General features: G+C 69.0%; 18 protein-coding genes and 3 pseudogenes. 7 read left to right on the top strand and 14 right to left on the bottom strand.

From position 1 onward, the window contains the following. Positions 1–66: 66 nt before the first annotated feature. The 4 genes from AB0I23_RS20535 to AB0I23_RS20520 all read right to left on the bottom strand — a co-directional run bounded on the left by AB0I23_RS20535 (position 67) and on the right by AB0I23_RS20520 (position 4,027). Positions 67–804 carry a YoaK family protein gene (locus AB0I23_RS20535; protein ID WP_359111075.1) on the bottom strand — a complete coding sequence of 246 codons (738 nt, stop codon included), beginning with the start codon at positions 802–804 and terminating at the stop codon, positions 67–69. Then, positions 785–1,309, bottom strand: a complete 525-nt coding sequence (locus tag AB0I23_RS20530) for a DoxX family protein (protein WP_359111074.1) — start codon at positions 1,307–1,309, stop codon at positions 785–787. The genes AB0I23_RS20535 and AB0I23_RS20530 overlap by 20 nt, the downstream gene beginning before the upstream one ends. 47 nt (positions 1,310–1,356) lie before the next feature. Further along, positions 1,357–2,019 carry a hydrolase gene (locus AB0I23_RS20525; protein WP_359111072.1) on the bottom strand — a complete coding sequence of 221 codons (663 nt, stop codon included), beginning with the start codon at positions 2,017–2,019 and terminating at the stop codon, positions 1,357–1,359. Positions 2,020–2,146: 127 nt separating this feature from the next. After that, positions 2,147–4,027 (bottom strand): amidohydrolase, encoded by a 1,881-nt coding sequence (locus tag AB0I23_RS20520; protein WP_359111244.1) that lies wholly within the window; start codon positions 4,025–4,027, stop codon positions 2,147–2,149. 439 nt (positions 4,028–4,466) lie between these two features. On the opposite strand from AB0I23_RS20520, the gene AB0I23_RS20515 reads away from it, so the two are divergent. Both AB0I23_RS20515 and AB0I23_RS20510 read left to right on the top strand, forming a co-directional pair. After that, positions 4,467–5,438 carry an alpha/beta hydrolase gene (locus AB0I23_RS20515; RefSeq protein WP_359111070.1) on the top strand — a complete coding sequence of 324 codons (972 nt, stop codon included), beginning with the start codon at positions 4,467–4,469 and terminating at the stop codon, positions 5,436–5,438. A gap of 57 nt (positions 5,439–5,495) precedes the next feature. Next, entirely contained in the window at positions 5,496–6,218 is a 723-nt protein-coding gene (locus tag AB0I23_RS20510; protein WP_359111068.1) for an alpha/beta fold hydrolase, read from the top strand. Between the two features lie 108 nt (positions 6,219–6,326). Here AB0I23_RS20510 and AB0I23_RS20505 read toward each other — a convergent pair whose 3' ends face one another. From AB0I23_RS20505 to AB0I23_RS20485, 5 genes and pseudogenes are all read right to left on the bottom strand, one after another. Continuing rightward, complete coding sequence (locus AB0I23_RS20505) at positions 6,327–6,545, bottom strand: hypothetical protein (RefSeq protein ID WP_359111066.1); 219 nt, start codon at positions 6,543–6,545, stop codon at positions 6,327–6,329. Positions 6,546–6,581: 36 nt separating this feature from the next. After that, entirely contained in the window at positions 6,582–6,767 is a 186-nt protein-coding gene (locus AB0I23_RS20500) for a low temperature requirement protein A (protein WP_359111064.1), read from the bottom strand. A 62-nt stretch (positions 6,768–6,829) separates the two neighbouring features. Next, positions 6,830–6,898: pseudogene (locus AB0I23_RS20495) on the bottom strand (low temperature requirement protein A); the annotation flags it as partial. After that, positions 6,895–7,374 carry a low temperature requirement protein A gene (locus tag AB0I23_RS20490; protein ID WP_359111062.1) on the bottom strand — a complete coding sequence of 160 codons (480 nt, stop codon included), beginning with the start codon at positions 7,372–7,374 and terminating at the stop codon, positions 6,895–6,897. The gene AB0I23_RS20490 and the pseudogene AB0I23_RS20495, both read right to left, overlap by 4 nt. A 136-nt stretch (positions 7,375–7,510) precedes the next feature. Continuing rightward, positions 7,511–8,878 (bottom strand): dihydrolipoyl dehydrogenase family protein, encoded by a 1,368-nt coding sequence (locus tag AB0I23_RS20485; protein ID WP_359111061.1) that lies wholly within the window; start codon positions 8,876–8,878, stop codon positions 7,511–7,513. Between the two features lie 239 nt (positions 8,879–9,117). Between AB0I23_RS20485 and AB0I23_RS20480 the strand changes: the two genes are divergently transcribed. Both AB0I23_RS20480 and AB0I23_RS20475 read left to right on the top strand, forming a co-directional pair. Further along, the gene (locus tag AB0I23_RS20480) at positions 9,118–9,696 is read left to right on the top strand and encodes a Dps family protein (protein ID WP_359111059.1); all 579 of its coding nucleotides are present in this window, start codon (positions 9,118–9,120) and stop codon (positions 9,694–9,696) included. 130 nt (positions 9,697–9,826) lie between these two features. After that, on the top strand, positions 9,827–10,717 hold the full coding sequence (locus AB0I23_RS20475) for a LysR family transcriptional regulator (RefSeq protein WP_359111058.1): 891 nt from the start codon (positions 9,827–9,829) through the stop codon (positions 10,715–10,717). A 135-nt stretch (positions 10,718–10,852) separates the two neighbouring features. On the opposite strand, the pseudogene AB0I23_RS20470 reads toward AB0I23_RS20475, so the two are convergent. Continuing rightward, positions 10,853–11,039: pseudogene (locus tag AB0I23_RS20470) on the bottom strand (integrase core domain-containing protein); the annotation flags it as partial. 141 nt (positions 11,040–11,180) lie between these two features. Here AB0I23_RS20470 and AB0I23_RS20465 point away from each other — a divergent pair. The 3 genes from AB0I23_RS20465 to AB0I23_RS20455 all read left to right on the top strand — a co-directional run bounded on the left by AB0I23_RS20465 (position 11,181) and on the right by AB0I23_RS20455 (position 12,309). Next, positions 11,181–11,420, top strand: a complete 240-nt coding sequence (locus AB0I23_RS20465; protein ID WP_359111055.1) for a hypothetical protein — start codon at positions 11,181–11,183, stop codon at positions 11,418–11,420. A gap of 69 nt (positions 11,421–11,489) precedes the next feature. Further along, a complete protein-coding gene (locus AB0I23_RS20460; protein ID WP_359111054.1) occupies positions 11,490–11,807 on the top strand; it encodes a hypothetical protein in 318 nt (105 codons plus the stop codon). Then, positions 11,746–12,309, top strand: coding sequence for an integrase (locus tag AB0I23_RS20455; RefSeq protein WP_359111052.1), 564 nt, complete (start codon positions 11,746–11,748; stop codon positions 12,307–12,309). The genes AB0I23_RS20460 and AB0I23_RS20455 overlap by 62 nt, the downstream gene beginning before the upstream one ends. Here AB0I23_RS20455 and AB0I23_RS20450 read toward each other — a convergent pair. From AB0I23_RS20450 to AB0I23_RS41715, 4 genes and pseudogenes are all read right to left on the bottom strand, one after another. After that, on the bottom strand, positions 12,260–13,228 hold the full coding sequence (locus tag AB0I23_RS20450) for a hypothetical protein (RefSeq protein ID WP_359111242.1): 969 nt from the start codon (positions 13,226–13,228) through the stop codon (positions 12,260–12,262). The two genes, AB0I23_RS20455 and AB0I23_RS20450, sit on opposite strands and share 50 nt — an antisense overlap. Positions 13,229–13,381: 153 nt before the next feature. Then, positions 13,382–13,543 carry a hypothetical protein gene (locus AB0I23_RS20445; RefSeq protein WP_359111240.1) on the bottom strand — a complete coding sequence of 54 codons (162 nt, stop codon included), beginning with the start codon at positions 13,541–13,543 and terminating at the stop codon, positions 13,382–13,384. 594 nt (positions 13,544–14,137) lie between these two features. After that, positions 14,138–14,425, bottom strand: a complete 288-nt coding sequence (locus AB0I23_RS20440) for a site-specific integrase (RefSeq protein ID WP_359111050.1) — start codon at positions 14,423–14,425, stop codon at positions 14,138–14,140. A 961-nt stretch (positions 14,426–15,386) separates the two neighbouring features. After that, a pseudogene (locus AB0I23_RS41715) lies at positions 15,387–15,551 on the bottom strand (helix-turn-helix domain-containing protein); the annotation flags it as partial. Positions 15,552–15,777 lie beyond the last annotated feature (226 nt).

Genomic DNA, 15,777 nt, shown 5'->3' with positions numbered 1-15,777 from the left:
CAACGTCCGTGGTCCCGCGGCTCACTGACGAGGGCGCCGGCCCCTCCCGCGGGGCCGGCGCCGAGTTCACGCCAGCGGCTTGACCCAGGGGGCGTCGGAGGCCGAGAGACGGTGGGCTGCCGCGGACGTCACCACGAGCAGCACCAACGTCAGGACCAGGACCAGGACGAGTCCGGTGTGTGCCAGAAGCACGGCGCCGGCAAGGGCTCCGAGGAATATGGCCAGTACGGACAGGATCCGCCGACCGGGCCGGGGTGCGGCCCCGCCCGCCGGGGCGGAGTCCGCGGCCAGTCCCGTCAGGGTCAGGGTCAACACGGTCGTGGTCAGGTCCGGGACCCCGAGGCGTCTGGCGACCGCGTTCTGCAGCCCCATGGCGAGGCCGAGGAGCACGATCAGGGCATAACGGACCTCGGTGGTCACACTGCCGTGCGAGACCACGGCCGTGATGACCGACCCGGCGACGAGCAACGCCTGAAGCGCCGTGGCGAAGGTCAACAGCCGCCCGCGGTGCTCAGCGAACCGGGTGCCGAACCGGCCTCCCGCCAGCGCGCCGACGAGGAACGCGGCCATCGACACGACGGAGGCGAGCACGGACAGGCCGTCGGCACCTGCCAGGGCGAACCCGAGGAAGACCACGTTGCCGGTCATGTTGGCGACGAAGACGTGCCCGAGCCCCAGATAGCTGACGGCGTCGACCAGGCCGGTCGCCACCGTCAGCATCAGCATGAGCGGCGGCAACGGGCCGTGCCTGTCCCCCTTGGGCGGAGCCAGCGTGCGGGCCGCGTCAGTCAGCAGCTTGCGCATACTGAGTGTTTCCTTCCTTGCCTGAGGGACGATGCAACAGCACACGGGTGAGCAGTCCGCTCACCGGGCCGACGACGATGGCCACGACCGGGACCCACAGGGGCCAGGGGGCCAGCCCGAGGGCGTGGTCGGCCGACCAGCGGCCGGGTCCGGTGAGGGCCAGGACCGCGGAGGCCACGACGAGGACCATCGGGTACTCGTAGCCGTCGTTCTGGACCCAGAGCCCGTTGTGCCATTTGACGGTGCCGGCGACCGTCATCACTCCCATGCCGGCCATCGCCGCCGCGGGAGTGAGCAGACCGGCCGCCAGGAACAGACCGGCGCCGATCTGGCTGCCGCCCGCGGCAAGCGCGGTGAGCCTGCCGCCGCGGAAGCCGTCGTGACGGAACTCCTCGGCTCCGCCCGCCAAGCCGTTGCCGCCGAGGCGGAAACTGACTTTCTGCACTCCGTGTCCGGCGATGAGGAGCCCCGCCACGAGTCGGAGGACCAACAGTCCGGTGTCCATTCGTTCCTGCCTGTTCCTGACGTTCCGTCGATGCTCAGGTGAAGGGGTCAGCCGGCCGCGTGGGCGCCGATGACCGACTGCGCGTAGACCAGGCCCAGGCCATAGGCCCCGCCGTGCTCCTTCACCACCTCCGTGACGGGGACGTACGTCTCCGTCCGCGCCCAGTCGCGCTGGAGCTCAAGGAGCACCTGCACCCAGGTCACCGGGATCGCGCCGCCCTGGACCATGCGCTGGACGGCGTGCTCGTGCGCCTGCGGGCTGACGCCGCCGGACGCGTCCGTGACGACATAGACCTCGTAGCCCTGGGAGATGGCGGACAGTGTGGGCAGTACGACGCAGACCTCGGTCCACAGCCCGGCGATGACGAGCTTCTTGCGCCCCGTCGCCTTGACGGCCTCGACGAAGTTGATGTCCTCCCAGGCGTTCATCGTGGTGCGGTCGATGATCTCCTGGTCGGGGAAGACAGCGGCCAGCTGCGGCATGATCGGACCCGAGAAGGACTCGGCGGCCACGGTGCTCAGGACCACCGGAACGTCGAACACCTTGGCCGCCTTGGCCAGGCCCAAGGTCGAGTTGATGATGGCGGTGCGGTCGCCGCTGCCGGTGCCGAAGAACATCTGCGGCTGGTGGTCCACGAACAGCACGGCGCAGTTGTCGGGGGTCAGCAGGTCGGGACCGGGGGCGGCGGTGACTTCGGAGATATTGACCACGAGAGGGCCTTTCCATGAGTGGTGTGATCGCGGACGCGCGTCCGCTGCTGAGTGAAGCCGTCCGTTCGACGGCGAGATGTGGGGGGTGTCCCGGGAGGGGGGTCGTGACCGGGCCTCTCCCGGGAGATCAGAGCGAGAAGCAGGGGTCGAAGACCGTGCTCTCGGTATCCGGGGCCAGACCTCGTCGGGCGCGCCACTGCCGGTGCTGCTCCGACTCCGCGACGGCCTGGCCGAGCAACTCGGCCTGGCGGGCGCCCGACGAGCCGGTACCGGGCGTGGACTGGTAGCCGCCGAAGTGCGCGACCGGGCTCCACTCGGGGCTGACCGGCGGCAGTTCCTCGTCGAGGCCCTCGTACTCGGCGGCGGCGTAGACGATGCGGCCGCCGACGACCGTCAGCAGGGACTCGATGTGTGCGATCTCCGACTCGGGCACGGCAAAGTAGTCCTCGGACAGGACCGCGAGGTCGCCGAGGAAGCCCGAGCGCAGGACGCCCTTGACGTCCTGCTCGCCGGTCAGCCGGGCCCCCGCTTCGGTGAACATCGACAGCGCCGTCTGCCGGTCGACGCGGTTGTGCGGCGGGCGCATGACCAGGTCGCCGATGGTACGGCCGGTGATCAGCCAGTGCAGGGCGATCCACGGGTTGTAGCTCGAGACCCGGGTGGCGTCGGTGCCGGCGCCGACGGTCAGGCCGCGCTCCAGCATGGCACGGATCGGAGGGGCGTCCGCCGCTGCTCCGGGGCCGTAGCGGCGTACGAACGCCTCGCCCTGGAAGGACAGGCGGTTCTGCACGGACATGGCGCCGCCGAGGGCGGCGATGCGGTCGAGGCTGTCCGCGGAGACGGTCTCCGCATGGTCGAACAGCCACCGGTTTCCGGCCGGGAAGAGTCCTTCCACGGCCAGCTTTTCGAATACCGCGAGATCGCGTCGGATGGTGTCGTCGTAGGTGGCGTGCAGCCGGAATCCCCAGCCGTTCTCCATGAGCAGACGTACGGCCTTCTCGAATTCTGTCTCAGAGCCGGGAGCAAGTTCCGGGCGCGGCTGGGCAAAGTTCTCAAAATCTGCTGCCGCCCAGGTGAGATTCTCTCCCGCACCGTTGAGGCGGAGCCATTCGTCTCCGTCGTCGGGGCGGGCCATTTCGATCCATCGGGCGAGGTCGTCGATTTCCTGACCGGCGGTCTGCGGGAAAAGGTGATAGGCGATGCGCAGCGACAGTTGACCGGCCTCGGCCAGCTCGACGACCGTGCTGTAGTTGTCGGGGAAATTCTGGAATCCCCCCGCTGCATCGATCGCCGATGTGAGCCCGAACCGGTTCAGTTCGCGCAGGAAATGACGGGTGGAGGTCTTCTTGTCCTCGCCCTGAAGTACCGGGGCCTTGGCCAGAGTCGAGTAGAGGATCAGAGCGCTCGGGGCGGCCAGCAGCATGCCCGTGGGCTCCCCGTCCCGGCCCCGTACGATCTGACCGCCTTTCGGGTCGGGGGTGTCCCTGGTGTATCCGGCTGCCTTGAGCGCCGCCCGGTTGAGCACCGCCGACTGGTACAGGTGCAGAACGAACACCGGTGTGTCCGGCGCGGCGGCGTTCAGCTCGGCGACGGTCGGCAGCCGCCGTTCGGCGAACTGCTCGGCCGACCATCCCCCCACCACCCGGACCCACTGACCCTTCGGCGTGCGGGCCGCCTGTTCACGCAGCATCGCCAGGCCCTGGCGCAGCGTGCGTACGCCGTCCCAGCGCAGCTCCAGCACGTAGTTGAGCCCGCCCCGGATGACGTGCAGGTGGGAGTCGTTGAGGCCCGGGATCATCCGGCGGCCGAGGGCGTCGACCACCTTCGTGGCCGGGCCGACGTGGAGGGCCACGTCCATGTCGTCGCCGACGACCGTGATGACGCCGTCCCGTATGGCGATCGCCTCGGCCTGCGGGCGACCCGGGTCTCCTGTGTGGATCTTCGCGTTGCGGACGATGAGGTCCGCGGGGTTGTCGGTGGCGCTGGGAACCAGCCCACCGACCGGCATCGTGGACACCTTTCGACAACCTCCTGCGGCATGAACAGCGTCGATTTCCATCTGCATCGACTTCCAACTGCGGTGACAGCAGCGGGCGGAGAGAATCGGGGGAACACGCAATCAGTGCGTCTACGCTCAACCGAAATGAATTCCGGGTGGGCCTTCCGTGCGATGCACAGCCCCAACTCCGGCAGCCCGCAACTGCTTCGCCACCAGGCTATTTCGAGCCGAAGCTTCCATGTGTCCCGGCAGTGCACAGCATTCGTTCCGACAGTGCACTGCGTCCCGTTTCCATGCGCTGTGGGGTCAACTCCGGTGCACTGGCGGTCAATCTCCGCCGCCTTCAGGGACTTAGCGTGGTGATCGACGGCCCCGCAGATCTCCATGTCTGGCCCGGAGTTGCCCCGCCGGAGGGACCACCACATCACATGAAACCCAGGAGACTCACATGTCCGACGTTGTAGAGCCGGTCCAGCCGGTGCTGGAGCCGGCGGCAGCTGCTTTCGCCGAAGCGACCGCCAATCCGCCCTATCTGTTCGACCTGCTGCCCGCCGAGGGCCGTAAGGCGGTCGACGAGGTGCAGTCCGGCGAGATCGGCAAGCCGCAGATCGACGAGAAATGGATCACCGTCTCGGGCGGTCCGACGGGCAGTGTCCGCGCACGCATCGTGCGCCCCGCCGGCGTGGAAGGGTCCCTGCCGGTGATCCTCTACATCCACGGCGCGGGCTGGGTGTTCGGCAACGCCCACACCCACGACCGCCTGGTACGCGAACTCGCCGTCGGCGCGAACGCCGCCGTGGTCTTCCCCGAGTACGACCTCTCTCCCGAGGCCCGCTACCCGGTCGCCATCGAGCAGAACTACGCGGTCGCGAAGTGGGTCGTCCAGCAGGGCGCTTCCAAGAACCTGGACGGCTCGCGGCTGGCCGTCGTCGGCGACTCCGTCGGCGGCAACATGAGCGCCGCACTGACCCTGATGGCCAAGGAACGCGGCGACGTCCCGCTCGTGCAGCAGGTGCTGTTCTACCCGGTCACCGACGCGAACTTCGACACCGGTTCCTACCACCAGTTCGCCACCGGCTACTTCCTGCGCCGCGACGGCATGCAGTGGTTCTGGGACCAGTACACGACCGACGAGGCAGACCGCGCCCAGATCACCGCCTCCCCGCTACGGGCCACCACCGACCAGCTCACCGGGCTGCCGCCGGCCCTGGTCATCACCGGTGAGGCCGATGTGCTGCGCGACGAGGGCGAGGCCTACGCCAACAAGCTGCGCGAAGCCGGCGTCCCCGTCACCGCCGTGCGCTTCCAGGGCATCATCCACGACTTCGTCATGCTCAACGCCCTCCGCGAGACCCACGCCGCCCAAGCCGCCATCACGCTGGCCGCCGAGACCCTGCGCACCGCGCTCCACACCGGCTGACACCGCGCTCCACGCCGACCTTCGAAAGCCCCCGACAACAGGGAGAACAACCCGAACATGACCACGAACCCCACCCCCACAGCTGTTCTCGTGCACGGAGCCTTCGCGGACGCCGCCAGTTGGACCGGGGTCATCGCGGAACTGCAGAACCACGGCATCCCCGTGGTCGCGCCACCGAACCCGCTGCGCGGCCTGGCGTCCGACGCCGCATACATCGCGTCCGTGGCTGCTCAGATCGACGGTCCGGTGGTGCTCGTCGGCCACTCCTACGGCGGTGCGGTCATCTCCGTGGCAGGCGCCGCGGAGAACGTCGTCGGGCTGGTCTACGTAGCGGCCTACGTCACCGAAGAGGGCGAGAGCCTGGGCGAGTTGCAGGGCCGCTTCCCCCTCTCGCCGCTCGTCAGCAACCTGAAGGAGGCGACGTACCCTGCGGAGGGGTCGGAGCCTGCCGTCGAAGTCACCATCAAGGCCGAGGCGTTCCCGGACATTTTCGCCGCCGACGTCCCGGCCGCCGCCACCAAGGTCCTTGCGGCGGGGCAGCGTCCGCTGGCCGCCTCTGCATTCACGGAGACGGCCTCGGCCGCCGCGTGGAAGACCAAGCCTTCCTGGGCGCTCGTGGCCGGCGCCGACCAGGCGATCAACCCCGAGGTCGAGCGCTTCGGAGCCAAGCGGGCCGGGGCGACGATCGTCGAGATCGAGGGCGCCTCGCACGCCGTGGCCGTGTCCCGGCCCAAGGAGGTCGCCGAACTGATCCGCGATGCGGTACGCGCGACGAGCTGACGAGGCGACGGGCGACAGGACGGCCGCGCGGCGGCACTCACCACACGGTGAGTGCCGCCGCGCGGCCCTTCGGTCCCGGCGCGGGGTGAGATCTCGCCGCGGGCTTCTTCACCGGCGCTTCACCATGTCCACCACGACCAGGACCGCCGGCAGCACACCGGCGGCGAGGGCAGGTGCCGGGAAGAAAGCGGCCGGCAGGACGCCGACCGCGGCGACGGGATACGGAATCCACTCGGCCACGGTTCTTCGATGGGGCCGGAGGTGTACGGCCCGGACGGTGATCAGGAAGACGGCCGCGGGGACGGTGACCGCCACGCCCGCGGCCAACGGCGAGGCGTCCGTGCGACGCGTGACGTGATCGGCTTACACGGCCAGGCCGGCTCCCTCAGCGGTCGCCGAAGCGAAGATCAGGTAGTGGCCGTAGGCCCAGGTGAATCTCCTGCGGTGGGCCCGGTACGCCGTGGCAAGCAGGGTGTGCGCGGATCTGGCGAAGTGCAGCCACCACATGGCGTAGGCCATGAACAGGACACCGGCCGCCACCGCGTACACGAGCCGGTGCCGTGGTGCCGGTCGAAGGCGCCCCGGACGGCGACGGTGGCCGCCGCGACCGACTCTCCGAGGACGATGAGGGTGAAGAGTTCGTAGCGCTCGGCAATGTGGCGCGGATGCCATGGGGTCATCCCGGCGGACTGCGCCCCACACCGGGACGGAGACCTCGGCGGTGATCATCACCACAATGCCCGGCAGCCGCGCCGATGCCGGGAGGCCGAGCAGCCCGACCCACCATATCTGACATATCGTCACCCCAACGGCGAAGCGCAGGATGGTCGCCCGCCGAGCGGGGTCGGACCATGCGGCCCGCAGCCGCAGGGCGGCCAGCGCCGTGGCGCAGCACGACGTCTCCGACGATGATGACCCGCAGATCACCCTCCTCGAACGCGCGGGGGACTCCGGCGGCGAGCACGAGCGACCTCGTGATCTGGACCAGCACCGTCAACCGGTACGGGACGTCGTCCGGATCGTAGGCGGAAGCGAACCAGGTGAAGTTCATCCACGCCCACCAGATGGTGAAGAAGACCAGCGCGAAGCGCAGGACACCGGTGGCGTACTCCCCCTCGGTCAGCGCCTCGTGCAGACTCCCGGACGCCTGCGCCACCGCGATGACGAAGCACAGGTCGAAGAGGAGTTCCAGCGAGGTGGCGGACCTGTGCGGCTCGCCGGCCCCGGCGCCCAGCCATGGTGCGCCATCGCCTGGGCACCGGGGCCGCGTGGGCGATCGATCGGGGGGCGGCTCAGCGGAGGGCTCCGAGCGCGGCCTCGACCGTCCGGTGGAAGGTGGGATACGTGTAAATCATGTGCTGGAGCCGGTCGATGGGTATCTCGGCGTGGACAGCCACGTTCAGTCCGTAGAGCACCTCGCCTCCCGCCGGCCCCGCCGACGTCGCGCCGATCAGCACACCCCGGTCCGCGTCCTCGACAAGCTTGATGAGCCCCTCGTTGCCCGGCCCGTGGATCCACCCACGTGTGGAGGAGGAAATGGGCAGCACGCTGGTGCGCACCCGCAGCCCCTGCTCCCGTGCCTGACGCTCCGTCATTCCCACCGCGCCGATCTCCGGATCAGTGAAGGTGACGCGAGGCAGCGCCCGGTAGTCGGCGTCGGGACCGGGCTGACCGAGTATGTCCCGAACGGCGATCTCCGCCTGGTACATCGAGACGTGGGTGAAGGCGCCCCGGCCGGTGATGTCGCCAACCGCCCACAGCCCGTCCCCTGCCCGCATCTGTCCGTCCGTGCGTACGACTCCTGCTGCCGGATCGAGCCCCACCGAGTCGACCGCCAGTGGGGCCAGATCGGCGTGACGCCCGGCGGCGACCAGTAGCCTCTCGGCGCGCAGCGGTTGCCCGCCCGCTTCCAACCGTACGGTGAACGCGGTGCCGTCATGGCTGATCTGCCGCGCCCGGGCACCCGTCAGTACGGTGACACCGTCCGCCCGCAGAGCCTCCGCCGCCAACTCCCCCGCCTCCGGCTCCTCCTGTGACAGCAGCCGCTCCTGGCCCTCGATCACCGTGACCACACACGTGAAACGGGCGAAAACCTGGGCGAGTTCGACTCCGATGGCGCCCCCGCCGAGCACGACCATCGACTCCGGCAGCTCCTTGGCCGCCATGGCATCCCGATTGGTCCAGTACGGCGTTCCGTAGAGGCCCGGCACTGGAGGGATCCGAGGCCGCGTGCCGGTGGCCAGCACAACACCGCGCCGGGCTTCGAAGGTGCGGTCGCCGACCACCACCCGGCGTGGCCCCGCGAGTCGGCCTGTCCCGCGGACGAGTCGGCCGCCCTTGGCCGCCAGCCGGTCGACGGCCACCCGGTCGTTCCAGTCGTCGGTCGCCTCGCCGCGAATGCGTCCGGCGACCCGGCCCCAGTCCGGAGTCACGACCGCCTCACCGGCGAGGGCGGGGATCCGGCCCGCCTCGGCGAGCAGATTCCCGGCCCGGATCATCATCTTGCTGGGCACGCACGCCCAGTACGGACACTCGCCTCCGACGAGTTCCGCCTCGGCCCCCACCACGTCCAGCCCGGCCTCGGCCAGCGTGCCCGCGACGTACTCGCCGCCCGGCCCCAGCCCGAGGACCACCACATCCACCTGCTCGTTCGTACTCATGCCTCTCCTCGCTCCCCGGCTCGCCGGGCGTGGGTTGTCCCGCCGAGGCTAGAGCGGCAGGACCACCACCCATGCCTGCCGGCGCACGGGGGCTTGTCGGAGAGCGAACGCCTCGCACATGCAACGGGCACAGTGCGCCGACAGGCATCACCACATGCGCTGTCGGTCAATGCGCCCTGCGTCGGGGCACCTAGCGTCGCCCGGGGTAAGCGCAAGCACGGCATCGCAGGAGGCGGTCCATGACCAGCAGTTCCAAGCCCTTGAGCAGCAGCCAGCCCTGGCTGCACCAGAAGGGCGAGGTGATTCAGGAATTCGGCACCGTCAAGCAGTTCCCGATCGGTCTGTCCTACGAGGCGCGGATGTACTCCTGCCAGCGCCTGAACAGGGTCCTGGCGGACACCCAGATCCTCTACGGCCTCTACAAGAAGCATCACTGGCTGATGCGCGGCGCGACCTTCTACCAACTGCACCTGGTCCTGGACAAGCACGCGGGAGAGCAGCTCGAACTCGTCGACACCATCGCCGAACGCGTCCAGTCCCTGGGCGGCGTCGCGGTAGGGGATCCTCGGCACGTCGCCGAGATCACCTCGATTCCGCGGCCTCCGGACGGGGTGGAGGAAGTGCCGGCGATGCTGTCACGACTGCTGGAGGCCCACGAGACCATCCTCGTCGAGGCCCACGACGCCGCTGCCCGTACGGCCGAGCTGGGGGACGACGGCACCAACGACCTGCTGGTCTCCCAGGTGATCAGGACCGGCGAACTGCAGGCGTGGTTCCTGGCCGAGCATCTGGTCGACACACCGCTGGTACGTGCCTGACGGAGCTTCGGCCCGTGTCCGGAAGGACACGGGCCGAAGCCCGCAGGGCACCCCCCGTCCGCCTACGATGCAGTGAGGATCGAAGATCGCGGACTCTGCATCAGGCGGAGCGCTGCTTGACCGGGAGCGGATGATGGATCTGCGTCAGATGGAGGTCGTCGTCTCTGTGGCGGAGACGGGCGGTTTCACGGCGGCGGCGAGGCGCCTGCACGTGGTCCAGTCCGCAGTGTCCAGCACGGTGCGGGCCCTCGAACGCGAATTTGGCACCACCCTGTTCGACCGCACCACGCACCGTGTTTCGCTGACCCCCGCAGGTGAAGCGTTCCTCCCCGCCGCGCGTGCGACCCTCCGAGCCGCCGAACTGGCCCGGGAAGCGGTCGATGCGGTGCAGGGGCAGCTGCGCGGACGCATCACCGTCGGGATGATGCAGGGGGTCTGGGCCGGGCTCCACCACGCCCTGGCCGCGCTGCGGGCGGAGCATCCAGGCGTGGTGGTCCAGTTGCGGCAAGCGGCGGTGGCCGACATCCGCCAGGCGTTGCGCGAGGGCACGGTGGACCTGGCCGTGGTGGCGTTCGACCGGCAGCAACAGCGTGGGCTGACGACGCGGCTGCTGTCCCGCGAGGATATGGTGCTGCTGGCGTCGTCCCGGCGGATTCTCGGTACGACTCCGAACGGTGAAGTCGAACTCGCCGAGGCCGCCCGGTCGCCCCTGGTGGACTTCACACCGGGCTGGGCCATCCGCTACGCGGTCGATCGAGCCTTCCGCGCCGCCGGCGTCGACCGCAGCACAACCTTCGAAGTGAACGACATCGGCGCGGCAGCCGAACTGGTCCGCAATGACCTGGGAGTCTGCATCATGCCTGCGTCGATCGCCGACCGCTTCCCCGATCTCCCCCAGTACCGGTTCCACAGGCACGCGCCGCACTGGAAAGTCATGGTGGTAAGACCTCCCGGCGAGGCACCACCGGCAGTCGCCGCACTGCTGCAGCACATGCCGGTGCCGATCCGCGTAAAACATTAGCCTCCGCCAACCGCAGGAAGAAGGGCAGCCGGGGCGGCCGGCCAGTCACCCCCCGGCACCGATCTCTACCGCGCCGCAACACCGTCGAGCACGCCATCAACAAGCTGAAGGCTGGCGAGGCATTGCCAGCGGGAATGCTTCGCGGCGTTCGGTCTCTGACTGGTAGGGCTTCGCGTAGACCCATTCGTCGAGCAGGGCGCAGTTGAGGCGTTCGACCGTGCCGTTGGTCTGCGGCCGGCAGGGCCGGGTTCGTTTGTGGGTGATCCCGGCCGCGGCGAGAGTGTTGCGCCGGCCGGGACTTGTAGCAGGAGCCGTTGTTTTGGCGAACATCGAGGATGCTGCCAGGCGCGCGGAGGGGATGGATGGGGGCGTTCTCATCTGGTGAGGTGCCTGCTGATTTCTTTGTACCTCGCCCTCACCAGTGTGTTGGCTATGTGGCTCGTCAAGGTGCCTCCGGGGTTGAGTGCGTGATTCGGGGTGCGGGGATGCCCAGGTCGACGGCTGGGCGCCATGTCCGGCGTTGGGTCTCTTCACGCTTGGCACGGAGGAAGGTGAGCGTGAGGTTGATGCCTTCGACCTCGCCGCGCCAGTTCTCTTCTTCGGCTCGCCGCAGGCGGGCCACGAGGTCGGTTTCGAGTTCTTCGAGCCGGGGCCGAGCCTCTTCGGCTTGATGCGCAGCACCGGACAGCGGATGCCCCGTTGACTGAACGAACCACGTTGATTGTGCAGTTCAGGGCACAGGTGAGGTTGTCGCCCAGTACGGTTTGCGGTCGTGATGAACGATCGTGTGCCCGAGCGGGATCTGTCGAGGTTGGCCGTTCCTCGGTGGGGTCGGCTCGTGGACACCGGCGACCGGTACGAGCCCTACCGGCTCGTCGACGCCGACGGTGCGACCGTGGCGCCGGTCGCGGTGTACTTCCAGGAGCTGCTCGCAGCTGGGAAGGCGGCGACGACCGTCCGCTCCTATGGCATGGACCTGCTGCGGTGGTGGCGGTTCTTGCATGCGGTCGAGGTGCCGTGGAATCTTCGTGACCGACGCCATCATGAACGGCCTGCCACCGCACATCGCTCAAGTGATCTGCGCGCATAAGAGTCTTGACACGACGATGGGCTATAAGGCGATCTACCCAGCCGAGACCATCGAGGCCCATCGCGCCTTCGTCGCCCGCCGCAGGGCCACCCGACCCAGCGATGAGTATCGGACCCCCACCGAGGAGGAATGGGACGCCTTCCTCACGCACTTCGAGAAGCGCAAGGTCTCCATCGGCACCTGCGCTCCTGCCTTTTCAAGCCCTTGTGTTCATGAACACGCTTGCGTTCGTTGCTCGCTCCTCCGGCCGGACCCGGCCCAGGGCAGCCGGTTGGAGGAGATCCGCGACAACCTCGTCGCCCGCATCGCCGAGGCCGAGCGCGAAGGCTGGCTCGGCGAGGTCGAAGGACTCCGGGTCAGCCTGGCTGGCGCCGAGGACAAACTCGCGCAGATCAGGAGGCGCACGGCCCGGGCGTTGGTTGACCTCCCGGTCCCGAAGTTCCGGGAACGCCCTAGGCGAGCACCCATCGGGGCGGGTGTCCGGGGTCGGCTGGGCAGGTGAAAACGTGCAGGTCCCGGTCCCGGCCGAAGCGAAGCCGGGTGGGTTGGGCAACGGATTGGCCACCCCGGATCGATGCCTTCCCCCTCAGGGGCGGGTCACAGTCCTCCAACGGCACCCAACTGTGCGAGCCGGCGTCCATCTCGTAGCCCTCGGCCGTCAGCAGCAGCTGCATGGGGGTCGCGCAGGACGCGCAGTCGATGGCCATCGGGCCCGTCGACGCCCAGCTGGGGAAGCCGCCGACGCGCCAGCCGGGAGGGATCGACAAGTCGCACTGGTAGCTGGGGGCGTCGGGGCCGTGTTCCGCTACCTGGGCGTCGTCCCACGCGTCGATGCGCGCGATCAGCGAGGCGGGCAGCGTGTCGTCCTCCGCCCAGGGATAGGTGTCCACCTCTTCCGGGTGCAGGACACATGGCTCGGGGAGTTCGTGCTCCCATCGAAGCATGGGCACGTGGGGCGGATCGGTGAGGAAGCGTTCCGCGTGCTCGGTCTGCCTGGCCTGTCGCCACCGCAGGCGGTAGCGGCGCTCCAGGTACGGGCCGTGGGTGAAGGGGCAGCGGAAGAGCTGCACCAGGTCCGCGCCGTCGGGCCCGCAGGCAAGGCCCGGGATGTCACGGCGGAAGAACTGGGCCAGCCCCACGAAGGGCACCGGACCGTCCAGTCCGGGAGTTCCTGCGGGCGGCCATGGCCGGCTCGGCGGCCAGACCCCTGCGGCCCGGGCGCTGCGGATGTCCTCCGGTGCGTGCCCCTCGCTCTCGCGCTGGTGCGGCTCGTGGCAGAGCGGCCATGGTTCGCTGTCCGGCCACAGCATCGGCCCGCCGACGTGACTGTCGTGCATACCGGGCCGCCCCGGTCTGGGGTGCAACCGGGTCGTCCGGGCTCGGTAGGGGGCCAGCTCCGGGAATACGGCCTCCACGGACACCGGTCTGGCCGGCGTGGTCCTCGTCATGCGCAGACCGTACGCGGCCGGGCAAACGACGCGCGAGCGGATTGCCGTCCGTTCTCGCGCCCATCGAACTCAGCCCCGGGGCGAGTGCCTCCCGAACCGGTGCAGATCCTCTGTCACCACCCGTGCTCAGCCGGCCAACGACCGAACCGCGCGCCTCTGGTGGAGGTGGGCCTGGTAGTGGCGGATCACGCGCTCGTCGAAGACGGCGACGTAGCCGCGGGTGGTCTGGATGCTGAGGTGGCCCAGCAAGGCGGCGCCGATGTGGATGGGCAGGCCGCTGTTGACCAGCTCGGTAGCGAAGATCCTTCGGAAGGCACGTGTCGAGCACCGCCTCTCGCTGGTGCTTGAGCCGTAGCCCCTGCGCGGCGATGTGCTCCTCGAAGGTGACCAGCAGCGGGTCCTTTTGCGCGGAGATGAACAGGGGGGTGAAGTTGTTCAGCCGGTTCTGCCGGAAGGCGAGCATCGAGGGCTGGACAACGCGGAGGCAGAACGGCGTGCGGACCCCAGGGGTGATCGCGAGGCCGGTCGTCCTGCAGGCTCCTAGGCTGTTCGCCTTGATCACCCCCTTGCCCAGTGGGCTGGCGTCCCAGCAACTCCTGCCAGGTCCGGCCCGGGTGGGTGGACAGGTATCGAAGGATCCCTCGGGTGGCTTGGGCGCGCTGGTGCCGCGTGACGGTGGAGGCGTCTTCCCAGACGTCGAAGGCCAGCTTGGAGATGTGGTTGATCGTGGCACCCGACAGTTCTCCGTGCGGACGCGGTGCTGTCTTCGCGACCGCGGCCTGTGGCTTCATTGGGCCGCCCACGAATCGGCTCGGGAAGGTGAGCCCCTCCACTATGGGTCCGTGTCGGCAGCTGACACCGGTGGTCGGGCTGGCCTGTGACCTAGGCACCGAACACTGCCTTGATGTCGTCCGCGGAGTACCTGGTGGGGTAGCTCGTTGCGGGTCGAGGGGTGTTGTAGTGCTCGGCAAGCGTGTCGAACATCTCCTCCGCCCGGGCGGTTAGGTAGCGGCTGGTGGTCTGGATGTTGGCGTGCCGCATGATCACTTGGACCTCGACTGGGGTGAGCTTCCCGCCGTTGGCCATCCGGGACGCCGACGTGTGGCGAAGGTCGTGCAGGGTCCAGTTCGTGCCCAGCAGCTCGTTCGCCCGCTGCATGATCCGGCGCATCGCCCAGTAGGACAGGGGCGATCGCTCCCGCGCCGGGTCCGCCAGACCGGCTCGCCCTGCGACGGCGTGCCCGCTTCGTCGAGGTAGCGGGCACGCCGGACGAACGCCTGTGGCAAGGCCGGCCCCGCTTCCCGCTCCCGGGTGCCCTTGAGATCACGTAGATTCGCTGGCCGGCCCAGTCGATGTCGGTCACTCCGACCCCGAGGAGCTCGACCGCGCGGGCGCCGCTGGAGACGTAGAACTCCAGCAGGGCGCGGTCGCGCTCGCATCCCATGCGGTCGAACAGCTCGTCCCACAGCCGGTCGGGAATCGAGCGGGGCGGCCGGTCGGAGACCTTCTGCCGCAGCCGGGCCCGCCCCACGACCGCCCGCGGCTCCAACGGGCTCCGGTGCGCGAGAGGCCGCCGGCACTGCGGCGAGACAGGGACAGGGTTGACCACCGGCCCGTTGCCCTGATGGGCATGCGTAGAAGCCACTGACCACCGACAACGCGTGATTGATCGTCCTGGACGCATACCCAGCACGAAGCGTCGGCTTGCCGGTCCTCAGGTTCACCGACCCCGGCGCGTCACCGCCCGGCCGCGTCCGCCGGCGCTGCGGATTCGAGGCCGTCCGCAACCAACCCGCCAGCACCGCGACCTCAGCCTCAGTCGCCTTCTCCCACGCCACCCCCAACAGCCACAACAGCCGAAACCACCTCAGCAGGCCGTACCCATAGCTGCGTACCGTCAGCGGACTGCAGTCGTTCAGCGCCAGGTCCCGCAGGTAGGCGGTAGCCGCTTCGATCTCGTCGTCGTACGCGTTCACGACGATGTACGGAGGGTGGACGCCCCGAGCGGGTACAACGGCCCCCACCCGGGGCAGCTCGACCCGCCCCTCGATCAGTTCATGTCGCAGTTCCAAGGTGTTCCTCCTCGTCGATCGCGTGGACCATCACGTCAATCACCGAGGGGAGTTAGTGCAGATAACTGTGCCTCGCCGAAGACCCGGTATCGGTCGGCCCATCGTTGGGCCGTGGTGGACGAGACCTGGAAGCGTTCGACCGCCCGGCGCAGGGGCCAGCCGTCCTCGACCATGCGGCGGGCGAGCCGCAGACGGCCGGTCTCGGTCAGGGGTGCATTACGGTGGGGGCACGAGGGCCTTTCTGATCACTGGTGCAGATGTCGCAATCCACACCGGGCCAGAAGGCCCTCACCTATTTCGCGATCCCTCAGCCGAGACCTGCATCACCCGTCCACAACCTCCCCGGACAGAACAACTAGCGGTGGTTTGTTGACTGCGGGTCAGGGTTGCAGTAGGCCGGTAGCAGAGAAACGTCGCCTCGCCGTCTGGGGGCTTGTGATGACCCGTCGT

Origin of the sequence: Streptomyces atratus (assembly GCF_040655115.1) — a bacterium.
In the GTDB taxonomy this organism is placed as follows: domain Bacteria; phylum Actinomycetota; class Actinomycetes; order Streptomycetales; family Streptomycetaceae; genus Streptomyces; species Streptomyces atratus_D.
The sequence above is the reverse complement of the archived record's forward strand: the minus strand, read 5'-3'. Positions and strand labels throughout refer to the sequence as shown.